Annotated in this window: 21 protein-coding genes and 2 pseudogenes; 5 read left to right on the top strand and 18 right to left on the bottom strand. The window is 38.7% G+C overall.

Features of this window, described 5'->3' with window-relative positions:
- Window positions 1-14: 14 nt before the first annotated feature.
- Window positions 15-569, bottom strand: coding sequence for a GNAT family protein (locus M3196_RS18400; protein WP_338082966.1), 555 nt, complete (start codon window positions 567-569; stop codon window positions 15-17).
- A gap of 314 nt (window positions 570-883) precedes the next feature.
- Between M3196_RS18400 and M3196_RS18395 the strand changes: the two genes are divergently transcribed.
- Window positions 884-1,255, top strand: a complete 372-nt coding sequence (locus M3196_RS18395; protein WP_251323801.1) for a cupin — start codon at window positions 884-886, stop codon at window positions 1,253-1,255.
- Between the two features lie 35 nt (window positions 1,256-1,290).
- On the opposite strand, the gene M3196_RS18390 is transcribed toward M3196_RS18395, so the two are convergent.
- Entirely contained in the window at window positions 1,291-2,202 is a 912-nt protein-coding gene (locus M3196_RS18390; RefSeq protein WP_251323800.1) for an SDR family oxidoreductase, read from the bottom strand.
- An 86-nt stretch (window positions 2,203-2,288) separates the two neighbouring features.
- Here M3196_RS18390 and M3196_RS18385 point away from each other — a divergent pair, with 86 nt between their 5' ends.
- Window positions 2,289-3,245: a helix-turn-helix transcriptional regulator gene (locus tag M3196_RS18385; protein WP_251323799.1), complete on the top strand. Its 957-nt coding sequence runs from the start codon at window positions 2,289-2,291 to the stop codon at window positions 3,243-3,245.
- 32 nt (window positions 3,246-3,277) lie between these two features.
- Here the strand turns inward: M3196_RS18385 and M3196_RS18380 are convergent, their stop codons facing one another.
- The 10 genes and pseudogenes from M3196_RS18380 to M3196_RS18335 form a co-directional block, all read right to left on the bottom strand.
- The gene (locus tag M3196_RS18380; RefSeq protein ID WP_251323798.1) at window positions 3,278-3,829 is read right to left on the bottom strand and encodes a GNAT family N-acetyltransferase; all 552 of its coding nucleotides are present in this window, start codon (window positions 3,827-3,829) and stop codon (window positions 3,278-3,280) included.
- Window positions 3,830-3,841: 12 nt separating this feature from the next.
- On the bottom strand, window positions 3,842-4,078 hold the full coding sequence (locus tag M3196_RS18375; RefSeq protein WP_425311031.1) for a GNAT family N-acetyltransferase: 237 nt from the start codon (window positions 4,076-4,078) through the stop codon (window positions 3,842-3,844).
- Window positions 4,079-4,250: 172 nt separating this feature from the next.
- Window positions 4,251-4,724 (bottom strand): annotated as a pseudogene (locus M3196_RS18370) (GNAT family N-acetyltransferase); the annotation flags it as partial.
- A gap of 10 nt (window positions 4,725-4,734) precedes the next feature.
- On the bottom strand, window positions 4,735-5,625 hold the full coding sequence (locus tag M3196_RS18365; protein WP_251323797.1) for an alpha/beta fold hydrolase: 891 nt from the start codon (window positions 5,623-5,625) through the stop codon (window positions 4,735-4,737).
- Between the two features lie 10 nt (window positions 5,626-5,635).
- Window positions 5,636-6,751: a DNA polymerase III subunit beta gene (gene dnaN, locus M3196_RS18360; RefSeq protein ID WP_251323796.1), complete on the bottom strand. Its 1,116-nt coding sequence runs from the start codon at window positions 6,749-6,751 to the stop codon at window positions 5,636-5,638.
- Between the two features lie 111 nt (window positions 6,752-6,862).
- Window positions 6,863-7,753, bottom strand: a complete 891-nt coding sequence (locus tag M3196_RS18355; protein ID WP_251323795.1) for an AraC family transcriptional regulator — start codon at window positions 7,751-7,753, stop codon at window positions 6,863-6,865.
- A 167-nt stretch (window positions 7,754-7,920) separates the two neighbouring features.
- Window positions 7,921-8,595 (bottom strand): HAD family hydrolase, encoded by a 675-nt coding sequence (locus tag M3196_RS18350; RefSeq protein WP_251323794.1) that lies wholly within the window; start codon window positions 8,593-8,595, stop codon window positions 7,921-7,923.
- A 15-nt stretch (window positions 8,596-8,610) separates the two neighbouring features.
- Window positions 8,611-9,174: a GNAT family N-acetyltransferase gene (locus M3196_RS18345; protein WP_251323793.1), complete on the bottom strand. Its 564-nt coding sequence runs from the start codon at window positions 9,172-9,174 to the stop codon at window positions 8,611-8,613.
- A 17-nt stretch (window positions 9,175-9,191) separates the two neighbouring features.
- Window positions 9,192-10,061 carry an RNA polymerase sigma-70 factor gene (locus M3196_RS18340; protein WP_251323792.1) on the bottom strand — a complete coding sequence of 290 codons (870 nt, stop codon included), beginning with the start codon at window positions 10,059-10,061 and terminating at the stop codon, window positions 9,192-9,194.
- Window positions 10,058-11,350: a phytoene desaturase family protein gene (locus M3196_RS18335; RefSeq protein ID WP_251323791.1), complete on the bottom strand. Its 1,293-nt coding sequence runs from the start codon at window positions 11,348-11,350 to the stop codon at window positions 10,058-10,060. The genes M3196_RS18340 and M3196_RS18335 overlap by 4 nt, the downstream gene beginning before the upstream one ends.
- Before the next feature lie 160 nt (window positions 11,351-11,510).
- On the opposite strand from M3196_RS18335, the gene M3196_RS18330 reads away from it, so the two are divergent.
- Window positions 11,511-11,963 (top strand): universal stress protein, encoded by a 453-nt coding sequence (locus tag M3196_RS18330; RefSeq protein ID WP_251323790.1) that lies wholly within the window; start codon window positions 11,511-11,513, stop codon window positions 11,961-11,963.
- Window positions 11,964-12,013: 50 nt separating this feature from the next.
- On the opposite strand, the gene M3196_RS18325 is transcribed toward M3196_RS18330, so the two are convergent.
- The 3 genes and pseudogenes from M3196_RS18325 to M3196_RS18315 all read right to left on the bottom strand — a co-directional run bounded on the left by M3196_RS18325 (window position 12,014) and on the right by M3196_RS18315 (window position 14,204).
- On the bottom strand, window positions 12,014-12,718 hold the full coding sequence (locus M3196_RS18325; protein ID WP_251323789.1) for a polysaccharide deacetylase family protein: 705 nt from the start codon (window positions 12,716-12,718) through the stop codon (window positions 12,014-12,016).
- Window positions 12,719-12,736: 18 nt separating this feature from the next.
- Window positions 12,737-13,203: pseudogene (locus M3196_RS18320) on the bottom strand (DinB family protein).
- A gap of 413 nt (window positions 13,204-13,616) precedes the next feature.
- Window positions 13,617-14,204, bottom strand: coding sequence for a SurA N-terminal domain-containing protein (locus M3196_RS18315; RefSeq protein WP_251323788.1), 588 nt, complete (start codon window positions 14,202-14,204; stop codon window positions 13,617-13,619).
- Between the two features lie 229 nt (window positions 14,205-14,433).
- On the opposite strand from M3196_RS18315, the gene M3196_RS18310 reads away from it, so the two are divergent.
- Together M3196_RS18310 and M3196_RS18305 are read left to right on the top strand one after the other, a co-directional pair.
- Entirely contained in the window at window positions 14,434-15,198 is a 765-nt protein-coding gene (locus M3196_RS18310; protein WP_251323787.1) for a class I SAM-dependent methyltransferase, read from the top strand.
- Window positions 15,199-15,651: 453 nt separating this feature from the next.
- A complete protein-coding gene (locus M3196_RS18305) occupies window positions 15,652-16,323 on the top strand; it encodes a permease (protein WP_251323786.1) in 672 nt (223 codons plus the stop codon).
- Between the two features lie 320 nt (window positions 16,324-16,643).
- Here the strand turns inward: M3196_RS18305 and M3196_RS18300 are convergent, their stop codons facing one another.
- The 3 genes from M3196_RS18300 to M3196_RS18290 all read right to left on the bottom strand — a co-directional run bounded on the left by M3196_RS18300 (window position 16,644) and on the right by M3196_RS18290 (window position 20,003).
- Window positions 16,644-17,291, bottom strand: a complete 648-nt coding sequence (locus M3196_RS18300; RefSeq protein ID WP_251323785.1) for a YrrS family protein — start codon at window positions 17,289-17,291, stop codon at window positions 16,644-16,646.
- A gap of 592 nt (window positions 17,292-17,883) precedes the next feature.
- Entirely contained in the window at window positions 17,884-18,336 is a 453-nt protein-coding gene (locus M3196_RS18295) for a GNAT family N-acetyltransferase (RefSeq protein WP_251323784.1), read from the bottom strand.
- Window positions 18,337-18,749: 413 nt separating this feature from the next.
- Window positions 18,750-20,003, bottom strand: a complete 1,254-nt coding sequence (locus M3196_RS18290; RefSeq protein WP_251323783.1) for an L-lactate MFS transporter — start codon at window positions 20,001-20,003, stop codon at window positions 18,750-18,752.
- Window positions 20,004-20,262: the final 259 nt, after the last annotated feature.

Genomic DNA, 20,262 nt, shown 5'->3' with positions numbered 1-20,262 from the left:
CAATTAAATCTTTTCTATACTAACCTCGTAAACTCTTCTTTTAAAATCGAGTACAATTTCAAATCCTGATGTTTCCCTTTTGCAAACATACCTTTCCTAACGATACCTTCAAAAGTCATCCCGAGTTTCTCCATCACGCGTTCTGAACCTGTGTTCTTTATAAAACACCGTGACTGAATCCTCACGAGTTCCATATGATCAAAACCAAACCGGATGAGTTCATTAGCTGCTTCCGTAGTAATACCCATGCCCCAATATGCCCTCGAAAGAACATAGCCGATCTCAGCATTGTTATGATGAGGCGACCAAGAAACAAAATCAACTGTTCCGATTAACTTGCCGGTTTCTTTTAGTTCAATTCCCCAAGGCGCAACCTCGCATTTTTCGTAATTGCTCAATACAAATTCAATAAAATCTTTTGTATCGTTTGTCGTTTTATGCGTATCCCAAGTTACATATCTTGAAACATCTTCATCTGATCCATATTCGAACATGTCCTCCAGATCGTTCAACGTTATTTTTCTAAGAATAAGCCGTTCGGTTTCTATGACCGGAACATCTTTATAGATTTCTTACCCTTCATCAAGTTGGCCTCCACTACTTTTTTCCATTATATATTGCAGCGGTTATACAAAAAAGGAAAATTATGGACTTATGTCGAAATCTGAACCAAGGGATATGTTCTATGAGAAAAATCGGCGAAAAGCTAAGACCTTTTATTATAGTTTTTTTCTGTTTTAACCTATCAAACTTAGTAAAAGAACTTGAGTTGCCAGCAGGAAGTGTTGGAGAGGTCAAACCTGTTTTTTTATGAAGAGTAAGGTCTGCAACATGTTTATGTTCCACTGTTGGTCCCTATATGTTTTAATAATGGAGGTTTACTATGAAAATTTTTAACTTCAACAAAGAGGTCGGTAAACATATAACAAAGTTCGATTCAGATTTTGTAATATCCCGAATCATACAAACGGATAAGCCAGCTCATATTGGATGCATGCATCTTGAGAAAGATGGATTCATCGGGTATCATCAGGCAGTAGTTCCTCAGCTTCTCCTTGTCGTTGGCGGTGAAGGGTTTGTACGCGGTGAAGATGATGCATTCCATCCAATCAAAGCGGGGGAAGCCGCATTTTGGATCAAAGATGAATACCACGAAACCTCAACGAAAACAGGTTTAACTGCTATTGTCATTGAAAGTGAAGAGTTAAATCCTGCGTCATTTATGCAAGAAAAGACAGATGTTATATCAATTTAGATAAAAAAGGCGTATACAAAATACGCCTTTTCTCTTTATCTGTACCCTTCTGTATTTGCTGGTTTCCCTGCCTCCAACACTTCAACCAAATACCGAAAACAATCAGGCTGTGTACCATCTAAATCATTGAAGTTGTATTTCATTGCAAGTTCTCCGCTTGAAAAAGACTGCCCGTTCAGTTCATGTCGGATCTTATCCCCTGCTATTGCTGCAACTGCCCGACCAATAAATCTGGGTGTTTCGGATATAGCAAAATGTGGATCTTTCTTAATACCTTCACGCCAATTTTCTTCCGTTACACCAAAAACCTCAAGCATAATCTCTGAACGCATCCAGCCTGGTGTTAAGGAAACAGCAGTACAATTATAAGGAGATAATTCGTGTGATAAAGCCTTCGCCATTCGGTTTACAGAACTTTTGGCAAGATCATAAAACATTGAAACTCTATAATTGTTATCATTGTATTCTTTTGTACCGTCTGTTATCTCAATCACCAGTCCACCTTCGTTTTTTATTAGCAAGGGAAGCGCGTAATGGCTGGTTATAAGATGCGTATCAACAGCGAGACGGAGCATACGTAAACCTTTTTCAAGTGAATGTTTCCAAACAGGTGTATCCCACTCAATCAAATTTTCTCCACCCCAGATATCGTTAACCAAAATATCTAACCTGCCTTGTTCTCTTTCAATTTTTTCGATCAATACTTTTACTTGCTCTGGCACAAGGTGATCCACCTGAACTGGAATCCCAATACCACCTAGATCGTTTACGAGATCCGCTGTTTCTTCGATTGTTTCAGGTCTTCTGTATTCAGAAACTTCGTTGCGTGTTGTTCTTCCCGTAATATAAACGGTTGCTCCTGCTGCACCTAACTCCATCGCGATACCGCGTCCAGCCCCTCGTGTACCGCCAGCTACAAGTGCTATTTTTCCTTCTAAAGGTTTCATTTGCATCCGCTCCTTTTTTGAATTATCTTTAGTATAATCTTTAAAGTTGACACCTAATGTCATATTAAAAAATCAGGAGTTTTATTATGCGAGCAGATCGATTAATCAGCATCTTATTATTGCTGCAAAATCATGAAAAAATGACAACGAAAGTATTAGCCAAAGAATTAGAAGTAACAGAACGTACCATACATCGTGACATGGAATCATTAAGTGCAGCGGGTATTCCTGTACTAGCTGAACGCGGTAAACATGGCGGGTGGAGACTTGTCGATCAATATAGAACCAGACTAACAGGATTAAAAGAAAGCGAGTTGAAAACGTTGTTTCTTTCACCTTCTTTTCAATTGCTTAGTGATCTCGGTTTTACAAAAGACTGGAAAGAAGCCCGGCAAAAGCTTTTGGCATCCCTTCCGAATGCTCTTCAAACACACGCTGACGATATGTGGAACCGCGTCCATATTGATACCGATACATGGAGGCAATCAAGCCAAGAACTTTCGGCACTAAGCATCTTGCAGCAAGCCATCTGGGAAGAAAGAAAAATAAAGATGAAATACGAAAAAGCAAACAAAGAAACATCCAAACGAATTGTTGAGCCTTTGGGATTGGTTGCAAAAGGACGAACGTGGTATCTGATCGCGATATCAAGCGGCGACATCAGAAACTTTAGAGTATCTCGAATTAAATCTGCGGAATTAACGAGTGATTCATTCAGTAGACCGGCTGAATTTCAGCTTGCAGAATATTGGAATCAATCGAAACAAACTTTTGTTGAAAACTTGCCTGTATTTGAAGTAGACGTGGAGGTATCCCCTTCTATTATGCAACGGTTAACATTTACAGGACGTTTTGTTCAATTGCTGAATACCGGGACCCCAAAAGAAAATGGATGGATTCCTGTAAAGCTCTCCTTTGATACAGAGCAAGAAGCGAAGGCATATATCCTAGGATTTGGTGATCAAATCAGAATCCTTAAACCAATATCCCTAATTGATTCTGTTAAACAAATGGCGGATTCCGTACTATCCTTATACGAGTAAGGACTGACCTCATTAGAAGAGTCAGTCCCCTTTCATCTTATTATTTTTTCCACTAAAAATTCTTCTTTCAAAATGCTCATCCTTAATCTGTCCACATACGTTCCTTTTCTTAATCGATCTTGCCTCAAGATTCCTTCTTCCACGTATCCTGGTCTTTTATAAGAACTAATCGCTTTTTCATTATCCACTTCTACTCTAAGCCAAATCTTGTTAAGACCAACTTCCTGAAATCCAAACTTCAACATTTCATTCATTGCAGCAATGCCGTACCCTTTGCCCCAATAATTTTTATCACCAATCGTGATTCCTAATTCTGCATGTTTATTTAATGAGTCGATATTCTTCAGATCGATCCAGCCAATATGCTTTCCATCCTCTGTAAGAATGGCTTTTTGTTCATATCCATTTGTTTTATTGATACACATCTCAATCCAGATTCTCGTCTCTTCAATTGTAAATGGCGGATATTTATCAGGCATGTTGAGATGTTTAGTTACCTCTTCATCCATACACCACTTAAAACGATCATCTGTGTCTTCTATGATTAAATTTCTCAAACGTACTATCGGTAGTTGTTTTTGCATGATAGTCTCCATTTATTTTTTGCGTTCCTTCTTCTTTTGGAATGATTGAATTCCTTTTGTATATCCCAGCTTTTCAAAGAAAGATTCTTTCCCAGGCTGCGCCCCCAAGAACAATGAAGTCGGACTGGCTTCCCAGGCGAGTTCCATGAGCCGTTTCCCAATCCCCCTTTGTTGAAATTCAGGAAGGACGAGTATCTCTGAAATCGTTCCAAAAAAATAACCATCTGTTAGAATACGAACACAGCCAATTAATCTATCATTTTGTCAGGCTGTTACGTTAATCGTTCTTTGCAATGCTTCATATGTAAATTGTTCATGAAAGTTCCCTGGCCAAACGCTGTTTACTAGCGATAAAAACACTTCTGCTGATTTTATCATCAGTGATGTACTTTATATCACTCCTTATACCGCGGTCTTCACTTAAGCACTTTTGTAAAACAATTTCATCACGTATTGGAATTCCATTATCAGCAGTAAAAGGAATTTCGGGCTTAACTTTTCTAGCTTGATCCACTGCATTAGGGAGTACTTCAATTATTTGATAACCTCTTTTTTGATAGAAGTTTACAGCGTTCAAATTATCGTTAGTTGTGATTACTTTTACACGTGAAGCATCCTTTTCCTGAGCGATTTTCTCCACCTTATTTATCAATAAGGACCCTATTCCTCTTTTCTCTACTAAACTATCTAATGAGATAATCTCACAAATACCACCGTGAATTTTGTATGTAACTAGTCCGATGATTTCTTCTAATTCATTTAAAACGGCAAAGCCCTCTAATTCATTGCATTGAAACGTTCCGCTTGAAATAACCATTTCCGGACTACCCCAATGTTCTATGAAAAAATGATTGATTTTTGTTTTATCTATTTTTGAATTTGGAACGATGTTCATAAAAGACTCCTTAACCATTCGTTTTTAGAAAATCTACTACTTTTTTTACAAACTTCTCTGTCTCCTCCATATCAGGAAAGTGTGCACTATTATTAAAAAGCTCCATCTTACTGTTACTTAACTTATTCTGTATTATTTTTGAAACGCTTAGTCCTGTATTTCTATCATGCACCCCTGTGATTAATAATGTTTCATGTTTTATCTTTTCTAGCTTATTTAAAAGCGGCTCCTTAGGCGGATGTTTATATAAAGCTTTCATCAATAGTCCTGTGTTTCTTAAGCCGCTTTCTTCCCAAAGTTTTCGATTCATCTCTGCAATTCGTTGATCTTCAAACAAAAATCGATCTATAGTTTTTGTATCTACGATTGACCATACTTGATTATATTTTTCTTCTAACGAATTATTTTCTTTTAATATTGTCTCAATTCTTTCCAGCATTGGACTTTCAGCTACAGTCATGAAACCCTGTAGCTGAATTAGCTGCTGAATATTAGAGTACATGAGACTTGGTCCTGAAAGTACCAATCTTCCTATTTCATCTGGATAAGCATAAGCTATTTCAAGTGCTAACTCTCCTCCAAAAGAATACCCTAATAAGTCTGCTTTTTTTATTCCTAGTAAATCTTTCAATAATTTAAAATCACTGATTAACAAATTCATCGAAAATTCTTCTTCAGATTGAGGGGTGTCACTTCTTCCTGAACCTCTTTGTTCGTAATATACAACTGTTCTTCCCTCTGCCAGCATTTGTCCCGCTGTTCGTTCAAAATTGTAGTGGTTGCCACCTGGGCCACCATGAATGAGAATCAAAGGTGTTGTTTTTTTCTCAGCACCGTCAACTTTCACCCAGTGATAAATACCATTTACATTGAGTTTATATTCTCCGTTCACAATGTTCATTGAGCACCCCTTAGTAAGATCGTACAGGTGAAATAAGATGAAGATAAGATGATTCTTCTTCTGCTGATTCAATAACGATCGGTTTCATCGAACCGCTGAATTTTATCTTGATCTCTGAATCCTTAATTGTTTTTAAGGCATCAAGCAAGAAGTAACCGTCGACTGAAATCTTTAACTCTTCTTCCCCATCAATAGACGAAATCTCTTGAAGCTCCTGAATGTTCCCCATTTCGGAAGAACCAGAGGAAATGGACAGTTTTTGCTCATGAATGCTTAAAGAGACGTTATTGTTTTTCCATTCCCCGGCAAACAAGCAGGCACGGTCAATCCCTTTGATTAGCGTCTCTTTGCTTAACACAAGCGTAGTTTTTACTTCTGTTGGAATAAGAGCCGATGTGTTTGGATAATGACCTGCGATCAATCTGGAGTACAGTGCGAATTCATCTGTTTTGAAATGAATGTATCCTTCTGCTGACTGAATCTCTACCATGCCGGAATAATGGTTTACGAGTTTTGCCAGTTCGTCTATGCTCGAGCTAGGAACGACAAAACTTCCTTCACCTGTGCTGTCTATTTCGCTTTTCTTTAAAGCTAACCTTTGAGAATCTGTGGCAACAGAAGTGAGTGAGTTGTCTGTAAAAGTAAGATTAACTCCTGTTAGAACAGGCCTTGTTTCATTTTTAGCTGTGGCAAAAGCTGTTGTTTTGACAGCGTCCTTCAATTCTTCTGCTGGTATGTGTATGGAATCGCCATTAATTATAGGAAGTGAAGGATATTCTTCCGCCTGGAAACCGTTAAACTGTGTGCTTACTGTCCCCGCTTTTATATGTATTTGATTATTAGTAGATTTAATATGGATCTGTTCAGGTAACTTTTTAATAAGTTCCACTAAATATTTGGCAGACACCACCACACTCCCGGTTTTAATCACCTCTACTTTGTCATCATTTACTGAGATTGTTCGTTCAATAATGATATCTGAATTACTGCCAATTAAGGTGATCCCATCTTTGTCTGCTACAATCTTAATACCAGCTAATATGGGTAAAAGCGTTCTTAATGATACAGCTTTTCCAACATCAGAAAGGGCTTTACTGAAAACATTTTGCTTAATGATAAATTCCATGTGCTACTTCCTTCCAATTCTTTCTGTATCTTTAGTCATTCGACAAAACATGGGAAATTCTTTTTTTGAAAAACGAAAAAAGGCAGCCTCGATTTCTGGCTGCCTTCTTTCTTATACTTTCACTTTCTGTTTTTTAACAGGAATATAAATATCAATCTGCTTTTCATTGCCGTAACATCTTTCGTCGTATAACTCAAATTCTACTGAACCATGGTGTTCGTAGCCTGAATCGGGGAACCATTTTGAGAAAATCTCAACCCATGTTGCTTGAATGGTTGAAGGGAAGTTTTCTTCTGTCGCTTTTGGAGTGGTAAACACTGCATACTCCATTTCAGGGAAACTTCTGTAAGACATGCCTTCCGGAACTGGTGTACCTTCCGCGACCTCCATTCCGATCATGTACACGAACTCACCCGTTGTCGTGTTGTAATCTGTACAAAGGCCAAGCTCTTGGTTTTTATGAAGGGGACCTGGAATTTTCGCTCCGAGATTGTTCGTCATATAGTGCTGCCAAAACTTTGGTATTTCACGATTGTTTTCTCCGTCTGTGTTGCTTGTTTTTAAGTCATAACCAATGATGTGGAACGCAGGTTTTGTAATGAGTTTCATTTCCATCTCAATTCCTCCTGTATAACGGTTCATATTCAGGTAAGCTTTTTGATGTAGGGAATCCAGACTGAAATTTGCACGCCGATATTGTCTAGGAGAGATGCCATAAAACTTTTTGAAGGCGCGATTAAATGACTCGTGATATTGAAACCCAAGATCCATTGCGATATTAATCACTTTTTCATCAGAGTTTAGCAATCTTAGAGCTGCGTGTGCGAGCCTTCTCTTCCGGACATAGTCCATGACGGATTCCCCTACGAGAAAATGAAACACCCGATGATAATGAAAAGGTGAGAAGCAAGCGAGCTCTGCAAGCTCCTCTAGTGTGATCCGCTCGTGCAAGTTCTCTTCAATATAATCCAGTGTCCGCTGAATACAAACTTCATAATCCATCCCTATCACCTACCCTGCTTCTATCATATCCACGAACATCCATTCGTTCTTAACCTTTTTTGCTAAATTATTGATAATATTTATTCTACATGAATCAATCCAAAAGTTTTTACAATTATTCCTCGAGTTTAAAATTTGACCACAAAACAAAAAGAACTAGCACGTAATTAGCGTGCTAGTTTATTGGTTAACAGATCTAAAGGCTTTTTTAGTTTTGGAAACTCTCTAATCCTATCACTAATTGTATCCGGTAAAAACCAGGTGGCATGAAAAGCTGTCATACCTGCCTTTGCTGCTCCCACGAGTTCATTCGCCCCTCCATCTCCTATAAAAATGGAATCTTGTGGGATAACCTCAAGTAATTCAACAGCTATTTTATAAATTTGAGGAGTTGGTTTTGCGTATTTTACTTCATAAGAAAATACGACTTCATCAAAGTAGTTTGCCAGTTCACAAGAGCTCCATGCCATAACTTCTTCAGGTGCACAATTAGAGATAAGACCTACTTTTAATCCTCTTTCTTTTAGTTGTTGTAAAAGCTCCTGTATTTCAGGGTTTATCTCTTCAAAAGGAACTTTCTTTGCTCTTACCCTCTCTTGGTGAACACTTTCGATCAAGTCAGAATCAACCGTTCTTCCCTGTGCACTTAATATATCTCTAAGGACACTCTGATGATCAGGAAAAGTACCGTTCATCCGCAGTTCTCTGCGTCTATTCCACTCAGCTTTATAGATTTTCCTATCAAGTCCTAATGGTTCTGTGGAATACACTGATTTTCTCTGATCACCGTCCCACTCCGTTATTAGCGTTTCATAAAGATCAAAAAAAACTGCTCTTATCAAAGAATGCTCCTCCTATTAAAACACCTTCGCATAAATACTCGTATTTCTTAGTCTAGTAGTCGAGCCGATTTCTAACGAGTCGTTCCGAAGTATGCCTTCCAAAGTAAAACCTAATCGTTCAGGAATAGCAGCACTCTTAATATTGCTAGTGTCACAGCGAATTTCCAAACGACGCGCTTTTAACTCGTTCACGGCAAAGTCGGTAATTCCTTGTACCGCTTCTGTCATATAGCCTTTGCCACTGTGTCTGGAGTCAATCCAATAACCAATCTCAAACTTTGGTATGTCCCAGTCAATACGGTGCAAACCAGACGATGCCACTAGCTCACCGGAATCTTTAAGGAATACGAGTAGCCGCAGGTCTTCTCGTTTCAAAAATTTCAAATGTGCCTCGCGTATGTTAACTTCCACATCTTCTTCTGTTTGTTCCATTTGAGCAAAGGGCAGCCATGGCTTTAACTCTTCGATAGAAGCGTTTATTGCCTCATACATAACCTTACCATCACCAGGCATTGGCATGCGGATTAATAGGCGGTCTGTTGTGAATTCTGTTGGGAAATCTAGCAAGATTGGCTTCATGTGTACCTCCGATTAAGTTAATAAATATGTGTAAGTTTGTCGGGATTGACTACCCAGTAAATATTTTGAATGAAGTTATCTTGTATTTGAAGGGAAAGGACTCCAAATACTTTGTTATCCAAATACAAGATGATTCCCGGCTCGTCGTTAACACGAGTATATTTGAAAGAGAAATCTCCCGTTGTTTTTGCAAGGATACCCATATAAAAACGTGAGATGCGTTCTGCCCCCATAATTGGGAATAGGGCTGCTTTCGTTTTTCCTCCACCGTCCGATAGTAGTGTTGCATCAACAGCTAATAAGCTTAATAGTTTGCTAACGTTTCCTGTAATTACTGCAGAAACGAACTGTTCTGTAAGTGCGTTTGCTTTGGCAGGTGTCATGTCCGTTTTATGTGAACGGTTTCCGATCGCTCTTTTTGCTCGATGAAAGATTTGCCTGCAGTTGCTGCTGCTTTTACCCACTATATCTGCGATCGTTTCATAGTCATATTGAAGAACTTCACGAAGCAGGAACACGGCACGTTCTGTTTCTGATAATTGTTCTAATAAAAGAAGGTATGCTGTTGATAAAGACTCTTTCATTACATAGTTTTGTACTGGATCATTTTCATTGTCCGTTATAAGGGGTTCTGGGAGCCATGGACCGACATACGTTTCTCTTTGTTTTCTAGCTGATTTTAATAAGTCAATACAACGGTTAGTAACGATTTTACAAAGATATGCTTTTGGACTTTCAATATGCTCTGTTGAGGTCCCATTAAGTGTGATAAAAGCATCTTGGACAATATCCTCTGCATCTTGCACACTGCCTAACATACGGTAAGCGAGCGAAAATAACAAAGGGCGATGGAACAAGAAAAGTTGTTCTGTTTTGTTCACACTCATGCCTCCCTTTGATACCATTCTTCTGACTCGAACTCTTGAATGATTGCCTGTGCTGCTCTTTTGCTGCTGGCAAATGCTGCGTCCACCAACATTTCTCCATGACCTGATCCATCTCCTGCTATATAGAGTCCTGGAACTTCAGGAATAGAAGGACCAAAATAATGTTTGTCTTCCACTGTGATGGTATCTTGGACAACGGTCATTTGCGGGAGAAATTGTTGAGCAATTACTTTCTCTCTCCACCCTGGCTGCATGAGATCCATGATTTCTTCAAGCTCTTGTTTGTGAAGCTTAGCATTGCTTTCTTTTTCAGTTCCAAGATACTTAATAAGCTGGAGTACCACCGATCCATCATTACTTAACTTTGAAGCTCTGGAGTGGTTCGAAAATAATATGTGCTGATCCACAGCTATTGCAAAGTTATGGTTCGGATTGGGAAGCTTATTTAAAGCTACATCCAGACATGCTGCATAAACGGGTTGAGCCTGTTGCTTCCAATCCTGAAGCAGCGTTTGTTCGGCTCCTTTTACAAGTTTACAAGTTTGTTCTGGCCCAGCTGTCACCATAACGTATGGTACTTCGATCTTTTCTCCATCTGTAAAATGGATATGGTGCATTTCTTTACAGTCTATAGAAGCAGCGGTTTTGTTTGTATGGATATCCACACCTGCTGTTTCAGCTTTCATTCTTAATTTATCTACTATCGTTTGCCAGCCGCCGTCTATATACAGTACACCGTTCATACCGAGCTGTACCTGTTTAATTACTGCACTTGCTACTTGCTGATCTGGGTCGATACAATAGGTGGATGTCCTGCATAATGCATAAAACACATGACGAACCATTGGATCTTTAATTTCTTTTTCTGCCCATGTTCGTAAAGTCATTGGTTTAATGGATGAGGCATCTATTTTCCGAAGTTTCAGCATTAATTTGCCAAGCTCTATTTTTCCAGACCACGATAATAATTTAGTCTTTAACATACTGCCTAACGAATCTGGCAGTTCTAAGAGTTCATTGTTCCATATGGCATATCCTTTAGTATCGGGAACTTTTCCAGAAACGTTTATCTCAAGTTCCTGTAAGATCTTTTCTGCTGCTCCCCCTCTATACAATGCATGACCGCCAAGGTTAAATAGAGCTCCGTTTTTATTAACGGTTTGAGCACGCCCTCCAAGTTCTTTTCCTTTTTCAAAAACAACCACAGAGAGACCAGCTTTGGCCAGGTATACGGCAGCTGTCAATCCTGCAATTCCTCCACCTACGATTGCAACATCATATTTCTTCATGGAATCACCACTTTCTGATTTTACAAACAAGACGAGAAAGGGTTTTGTTTTGTGACAGAAAACCGGAATTTGTTTACATAAAATTTCAAGGGGTAATATTTTTTATAAGGTAACTTTTTTTGAAATTAGTTGCCAAATCTGCATGAAAGGAGATCGCCTGATGTTATATAAAAAAATCCTCGCAGCAGTTGATGGTTCTGAAGGAAGCTTTGTCGCACTGCATAACGGTATTGAAATTGCCAGGAATACGGGTGCTGAGTTAACAATGCTCTATGTGACGAACGAAGTACCTCTTCCACTTTACGGCGGCGTTTATCCAGTAGGCATGGCTAACACGACAGTGGAAGTCAAGGAAGCTGCAATCACGGAACAACGTCATGGAGAAGAAATTCTTAACAGAGCACAAAGAAGAGTAGAGCCTGGGATAAAGACAACAACAGCATTACTGCATGGAGACCCGCATGCTACAATTTGTTCGTATGCGGATAGTCATAACATCGATCTCATCGTCATCGGAAACCGAGGCCATAGCGGATTTAAAAAATTATTTCTAGGCAGCGTCAGTCAAAAAGTTGTATCAGACGCACACCAGCCAGTACTTGTCGCAAAATAATTCCAGCCATATAGGAAAGGAGCCCACTCTGCAAGAGTGCGCTCCCCTTTTTATTCCAGCATTTCAGAGACTGTCTGAAACTTATACCCTTTCGCTTTCAATTCAGTAATGATACCCTTCACAGATTTCATCGATTCCTCTCGGCTGTCATACATAACATGCAGAAGTATAATGGAACCGGGTTCAATATTTTCGTTTACATGCATAACAATTTTTTCTGAATCAGACGCAATCTCTGGATAAGAATCTGGCTCCATATTCCATAGAATCGTCTTTCGATCGTGCTTATCTAAATAACGAGGCAGAAGAATGAGTTTCTTACCATTTGGAGGTCTAAACTGGATCGTTCCCTCGTAACCCGCTTTCCTGACGAGTTCATCCGTTTTTTCAATTTCATTTTTGATAAAAGATGGTGTTTTTAAGACCATCCGTTTGTGGGAATATGAATGGTTGCCGAGTTCGTGTCCTGCTTCTGCTAGCTTTTTAGCTTCCTCAAAGTTCTCTTCGATTTCACGTCCAGTAACAAAAAATGTAGCTTTTACATTTTCCTCTTTTAAGATTGATAAAATTTCATCCGTGTTATCAGTTGGGCCATCATCGAATGTGAGTGCAACTACCTTTTCCGTAGTTTCAGCTTTCGTTACAATTCCCCCGTAAAACTGAAAATCTCTGGAACCGCTTATTTTCAGAAGACCATAGGCGATTGCAAACAGTATTACGATAGAAATCAAAGCAATGATTAACATCTTTTTCATGTGTTTCTCCTTTTATGCTCAACCCGAATACCAATAGCTAGTTAGATCTGTTGTAACCGAAGCGTGGCCCATTTGACGGAGCATTGCCGTAATATTACCTCGATGATAAGAACCGTGTGTAACAATGTGCATGACCATCTCAGAGTATCTCTCCGTCCAGCCCATGGAGTATCCAACACTGTCACTTTATCCAAGTCTACTTGATTGTTTAATAAAACTCTATACCGATCGTATAACTCTTGAAACATAAGAACTATTTCTTCAATACTTTTCGTATTCGTTTCTACTTTTTCAATTTCAAGGGCCTCACTCATACTTACTCCAGAGATGATGTGAAACCAGAGTTGATCCACAATGTACATATGTGAAACTACTTTTGAAATAGTAGAAAATACACTTTGAATTTCTTGATAATAAACATCATCTTGCAGCTCTACTAATCGTTTAAACAATGTTTTATTTGCCCAAATGTGATAATCCAACATTTCAATGGCATGATGGGTCCGAGTTCCTCCTTCATTTCTTTAGGCTGTATTCGTAAACTTTTGGAAAGGGTTGATTTCCGCTCCAGGATGCTCGCTTTCCGCGCCGCTGAGGTACTTTGAGCGAAAAAGGAAGATTTTGAGCGAAACGAAAGGTAGTTTGAGCGTAGCGAGAGAATCTTGAGCGTAACTATGCTTTTTTGAGCGAAACTCGATGAGTTTGAGCGAATGTGTAATAAATATAAGAACACGTACCGTAAAACTGCATCAACAAGTAACAGGAGATCGGGGCTAAAACGAGGCTCCCGCTCTTCAATAGCCCCGCTACACTAGTCGTATTCTCCCACCTTGCGCTCCAATCAACATGTCAGCGAAGGGTCTTCAAAAAAACGATTCAAAAAAGAACAATTTTCCAGTTACAGATACTTCTTTTTTAATTGCTCGATTTCTACATGATTCATGGCCATATACTTTTTAATTAGTTTTTGTTTCTCCTTATTCCATACCTTGCCTTTTTCTTCAGGATCTTGAATATCTTTTGTAACCTCTTGAAATAATTTATTCTCTAGTAACTTTCCACGGATCTTTTCATAAGCATAATCTTGATAATAGTCCTCAATCGTTAAATCTAAAGCGTTTAGAAATGATGTAAATTCTGGGGAATCTGTCATTTTTGCATGTTCCATTTGGAAGTTGATTGTCTTTTGAACTTCTTCATCTAAAACACTCAGCTTCTGCTTTTCGGCTTCTTGTTGAACTGCCTTGTCTTTTAATAAAGTATCAATGGCAGTTAGTGTTGCTTCTTTCTCTGATTTCTTCATCACATGCTCGTAAAAATAAGCGAGCTCCATGATTTCTTGTTCCGAAAGAACTTCTTTATTAGAGATTTTTGTGTCCGCAAATGATCGTATGTATTGGGCAAAACTTTGATCACCTCGACTAGCAACCAAAATGAGCAGAATAAGTGCAGCTGCTCCAAATAGAACCATCCTTCTATCCTTCATCCACTCGCTCCTTAATAAATCGCGTCTGCTAAATTTCGACAAGAAGATTCAGAACCCTGCTTTTTTAAAGGAAAATGGATCGTTAAGAAGAATAATTAATCAATAGAATCTATGTAAAAGGAGTAAATAATGAATACATTTGAACATGATATATAAAAACGCTATTTATGCAGAGGACCTCCGGTTGCTTATATGTAAAGATCATTTAAAAAATCGCGGAGGTGCAAGTATGTTAAAAGATAAGTCATTTGAAAGTTATTTAAAAGATATTGAAAAGCCTTTTTCGGGCTGGGATTTTTCATATATTACAGATACTGGTCGAATGAGCAATGGAATGCTTTCATGGTCATATGGCAGCATGATGTTGCCTCTAATTCAAGAATCAACATCAATGCTTGATATGGGGACTGGCGGTGGTGAGCTCTTATCGAGGCTCCAGCCCTTTCCGGAAAAAGTGTGTGCAACTGAAGGCTATCTGCCGAATGTTCCTGTAGCTAGAGAACGGCTTGAACCTTTAGGCATAGAGGTACACCAGATCGGTGAGGATGACTTACTGCCTTTTGATGATAATCAGTTTGATCTGATTATTAATAAGCATGAATCCTATTCTCCAAGTGAAGTTCGCAGAATTATGACTGATGATGGAATCTTTGTAACTCAGCAGGTTGGCGGTAGCGATTGTACGGATATCAATAAAGCATTGGGCGCACCTGTTAATCATGAGTTCTTACACTGGAAGTTATCCTATGCGGTAAAAGAATTACAAGAAAACGGATTTGAAGTTATAGAGGCAAAAGAAGAATTTCCGGTGCAGCGCTTTTATGATATTGGCGCTCTCCTTTACTACTTAAAAGCAATACCATGGCAGATTCCTGATTATAAGCACGACAACTATATTCATCAACTTTATAAGATTCATCAGTGCATTCAATCAAACGGGTATTTTGATGTAAAGCAAGATCGGTTTATAGTGAAGGCAATAGTTTCACGATAATCACTCGTTAAAAAGCAAAAAAAGCTGGCTCTTCTAATTATAAGTAGTTCCGTTTCCGTGGAGAAACACTGCAAGTGGTATATGAATTAGCATACCTTTTAGCACGGTAAATCGCATGGTTGTTTTTGTTGATTTATCATCCTTTTATAAGATAATAACAATAAAATAGCATAGCAAATAGCACCCCGAATAACGACTTGACAGTGAATATTGTCATCGTGCGAGTTAGGGTGCTATTTTACTTGTTATTTGAGATGTGATTTTATACTATTCCAAGAAAACTCAAGGATTTATAACATTATGAGGTAAAATATACTTAAAGATTATGAAAATTCAGTTCTTCAATTAACGGGGCAGGTTAGCTTAAAAAATCTATATAATTATGGATTTGCAAGAAGTCGGTGTTAATGGATAATAAAGAGTTCTTTATATAAAAAAAGTAGGGTGAAGTCAATGATAGGAATAAGTATAGCGACGAAGTGGGAATATGAAGCGACATTGGAATACTTTAGCATAAAAGATAACGAACGTTTCGGTTATCCTTATGGCGAGTATTTCATGAGAACAATTAATGATACTGAGCTTGTTTTTTATAGTACCGGTGTAAGAAAAGTAAATGGTGTTGGTGGTAATCAGTATATGATTTCTAAATTTAATTTAACTAAAGTAATCGTTGCTGGAACATGTGCAGGAATAGATGATAAGTTCAGTAATTTGGATATTTTTGTACCCGATAAAGCCGTTCAATATGATTGCACAGTAAAAGAAATTGAGCCTTTTATTAAACAATCCTTCATAGTCGATATTGAACTATCAAAATATGGAAATGATATTTATACCGGAACAATTGGCACCGCTGATAAAGCAGTAGTTCTGTGGAAGGACTATTTAGAACTTAAAGAAAATAAAATAATAATAGCCGATACAGAAGCGGGTGCAATTGCTTATATCTGTAAGAAGAATGATGTTGAGTGCATTATTATAAAAGGAATATCTGATTTTCCAACAGAAGAAAGTAACTCTGATAAATTCGAATCGAACATTGAACAAATTAATATTTATTTAGAAAACACCCCCAAAGTTATGAACAAAATATTTGGCGAATATTTAAAGAGATTTATTTAAATAAATTTGAAGTAAATAGAAAGATTGTGATTGTTGATGAAACTTTTCTTTTAATGGAGTCTCCTTTGTTCTACTTTCAATAGCAAGATTGTGAAAAAATGTACTTATACTAACAGGGCTTTAATTGAATAAGAACTACACATTTAATAACAAAAAGCTTGGGATATCCCAAGCTTTTTTGGTGTGTTAATTGTATTGTTAGTTCGCTTGCTATTTATGTTGCGAAAACGACTGTTATTTGGACTGCGATTTTAAGTTTTCTCCACGTTATCGGAACTACTTATTCTACTTAGAGCCAGCTTAAAAATAAATATTGAACCTTACTTGTCCACACTCGTTACTTTCCAGCCTTTTTGATCAACCCACTCAAGGTTTACGGTATATCTTTCACCAGGCTTGCCGTCCGGACTAACTTCTGCGATTGATTTTTGTGGTCCTCCGCCGTTTGCGATCTTCCAAACGGTCATGTTTTCATCAAGTCCAGTAGCAAGACGGATGGCTTTAAGCTTTTCGTTCCAATCTACGCTGCCTTCTTCGTAGCTAGATGTATGTGTTCCCGTTTGTGATGTTCCGATTGGCTCATTAATTTTGGGCTTATCGGCAGCTGCTTGCTGTTTCTTTTTCTCTTCTTCAGCTTTTTTTGCTTTCTCTTTTTTGTCAGCCTCTTTTTCAGGATCTATGCCAATCTCTTCTGATGGCTCTTGTTCCTCTGTAGCTGCTTGAGAAGATTTATCATCATCAGAACTCTTTTCATCATCTTTATAGGCATTCTCGTTGTCTGGCTGAAGCTTTACAACTTTATGTTTTGGTTCCTTGGTTTCTTTTTTCACTGGTTCTTCTTCTTCGTTGCCCATTAATAATGCGTCTTTCGGCAAAAACAATAAGGCTAAGAGTACTGCACCTAATGCACTGAACAGGACAACATTTCTTTTCTTTGTGCTTTTTTCTCTTTGTTTATATCTTCCCATCTATCCATCACTCCTTAAAATACCGTTCCCTTAATCAATGAAACAAAACAAAAGAACTCCAACATGAGGAGTTCTATCAAATAAGAATCTCTTTTGATCACTCAACAAATATTCGTAAAAAAGGAGTAAAAAGATGAGGGTATTAGAAGCTTTGTAAGAAATTGCTATAGAATGTCTTCTTTCTTTATAAATAAAATCTCTTCAATCATGGTTGCTATGTTGATCTCCACTCCAGGATGCTCGCTTTCCGCGGGGCGTGCGGCGAGCCCCCTAGGCGCTTTGCATCCTTAGTCTCACCTTCAAGGAAGTATTTGTGCTCCTGCGTCTACAAGCAAATCCTGAAGTGGCGTGTTCCTCGTTGCATGCCTTGCAAGAAGCATACTCAGGTGGATGGCACGCAGGAGTCTCGCACCTTCCGCTCCTATCAAAAAGTCAAAGAAGAGTATTCAACAAAAAATACCAAAAATGTTTACGAATACAGCGTTTTTAAAAGGATTGTATCATGAATAACGCTAATTATACAATTTCTGATACATATATTTTGTCACTTGTTCAACAAAAAAGACTGCCCTAAACAGGCAGCCAAAAAGCATTATTTAACCTCTAAAACAACGGCCATTTCTTTGCCGAATCTATCGCCGTTATCAACAAATCCCATACTAGCATATAGCTGATGTGCACCTAAGTTTTCTGGATGATAACCCACAACAATTCTTTTAACGTTAGGCAGCGTACTCATCTTATCAATCATAAGCTGTGCTGCGATTTTCCCTATCCCTTTTTGCTGGTAGTTCTTATCGATCATGATTCGATAAATCCAATACCCGCCAAGCTCTTCTTCAACCGTATTAAACATGAGAAATCCAACTGTTTTTCCTTCGAACTGAATAGCGTAAGGTTTTAACGTCGTCTCAAATTTAGATTGTGCTATTGAAACCGCATTGGGCTCAATATGACCTGTTTGATCTTTTGCTACTTCTAACGTGCAGCATTCATACCAGTTTTCTGCATTTAATTCTACGATCTCGACAAGTTTGTTATTCATAAGTACCCCTTAACTGTAAGCTCTTTAATCTTTGGCTATTAGAAGACGTTGATTTCCACTCCAGGATGCTCGCTTTCCGCGGGGCGTGCGGTGAGCCTCCTCGGCGCTATGTAGTAGCATTAAGAGTCTCACCTTCAAGGAAGTATTTGTGCTCCTGCGTCTACAAGCAAATCCTGAAGTGGCGTGTTCCTCGTCACATGCCTTGCAAGAAGCATATTCAGGTGGATGGCACGCAGGAGTCTCGCACCTTGCGTTCCAATCAACTATTCAACAATGTACATTTTAAAAAAACAGCCTAATTGTAATTATGTATCGTCTTAACAATACCATATATTCTGAAAAAAGAAGCGTATCACACAAAGAAAAAAAGTGCTTTCCCATCAATGAAAGCACTGCATTTCTACTATTTTTGGTTATGCGACTGACTTCTCTTGTTTTGCAGCTAATCGTTTCATGTCAAAACGTACTAGGATGGATACGATAAGCGCCACAACAAACAGACCTGAGAAGAATGACAAGCTGTTTGCGTATGATCCTGTTGTGTCTTTGATCCATGCTGCGAACAATGGACCAGCAAGGCCTGCTGCTGCCCATGCTGTTAAGATGTACCCGTGAATCGCACCTACCTGTTTCGTCCCAAAAAGATCACCGATGTATGCAGGGATTGAAGCAAATCCGCCTCCATAACATGTGTAAACGACAGCGAGCATCACTTGAAAAAGAATAGATGATGTTGTCTGCGGAAGCATGAAAAAGAGCGCAATCTGTAAAACAAAGAATGTCGTGTACGTGTTTGGACGCCCGATGTAATCCGAAATAGAAGCCCAGCCGATACGTCCGAATCCATTAAACAACCCGAGCACACCAACAAGGGCCGCAGCTTCTGCAGTCGAAAGACCAATACTTTCTTGTGCTAAAGGTTTTGCCGCTGAAAGAATGGCGATTCCGCACGTTACGTTTATAAAGAGCATGATCCACAAATAGTAGAAACGGCGTGTTTTTACAGCCTCGTTCGCTGTTAATTGCGAAAGGTCTTTCTTAATCTTCACCTTCCCGCTTTCTACGTTTTCTTTAAACCCTTCCGGCAGCCAGCCTTCTTCTGGTTTTTCTAAATAAAGCGAAGACAATGTCATGATGGCAAAATAAGCGATTCCTAAAATAAAAAACGTGTTAGCTACTCCAACGGACTTGATTAGTGCGTCCATAATTGGCGAGCTGATTGCAGCTGCAAATCCAAAGCCCATGATAGCCAATCCAGTCGCAAGTCCGCGACGGTCAGGGAACCATTTGATTAGTGTTGAGACCGGTGCTATGTATCCTACTCCAAGTCCGATTCCGCCAAGCACTCCATAAAAAATGTAGAGAAGCGGCAAAGAGCCAATATTAACGGCAAGCCCAGATCCCGCAATACCGATCCCAAAGAAAATCGCAGCCAGCATACCTGCTTTTTTCGGACCATGCTTCTCAACAAAATGCCCTAGAAATGCAGCTGACAATCCTAAGAAAAGAATAGCGATACTGAACGTCATCTGTACTTGTGATGCCGACCATCCAAATTTGTCGATCAATGGATTCGTGAAGTTGCTCCACGCATATACAGATCCAATTGAAATATGAATACCTACAGCTGACAATGCAATAAGCCAACGGTTTTTTGTCTTTCTCATTGTTAAAAATCCCCCCTATAAAAGTTAATTTAGTTAAGCATTATTTTCGGTTACACCTATTGCAGCAAAATAAAAAGGCAACATCCAAAAGAACTTATACGAAGATAAGTCTTTTAAGAATGTTGCCTAACATCTCTACATACTCGTGCAGAGAGATCATTCATCATTATTTTATAAAATAGAAAACGAGCAGATCATGCAAATTTTCCATTTCAAGTTTGCAATAGTTGTAAGCGCTTTTAATGTTATCAGATAGAAC

This window comes from Fictibacillus nanhaiensis, from assembly GCF_023715445.1.
Lineage (GTDB): Bacteria > Bacillota > Bacilli > Bacillales > Fictibacillaceae > Fictibacillus > Fictibacillus nanhaiensis_D.
This window is presented reverse-complemented; position numbering and strand designations above follow the sequence as displayed.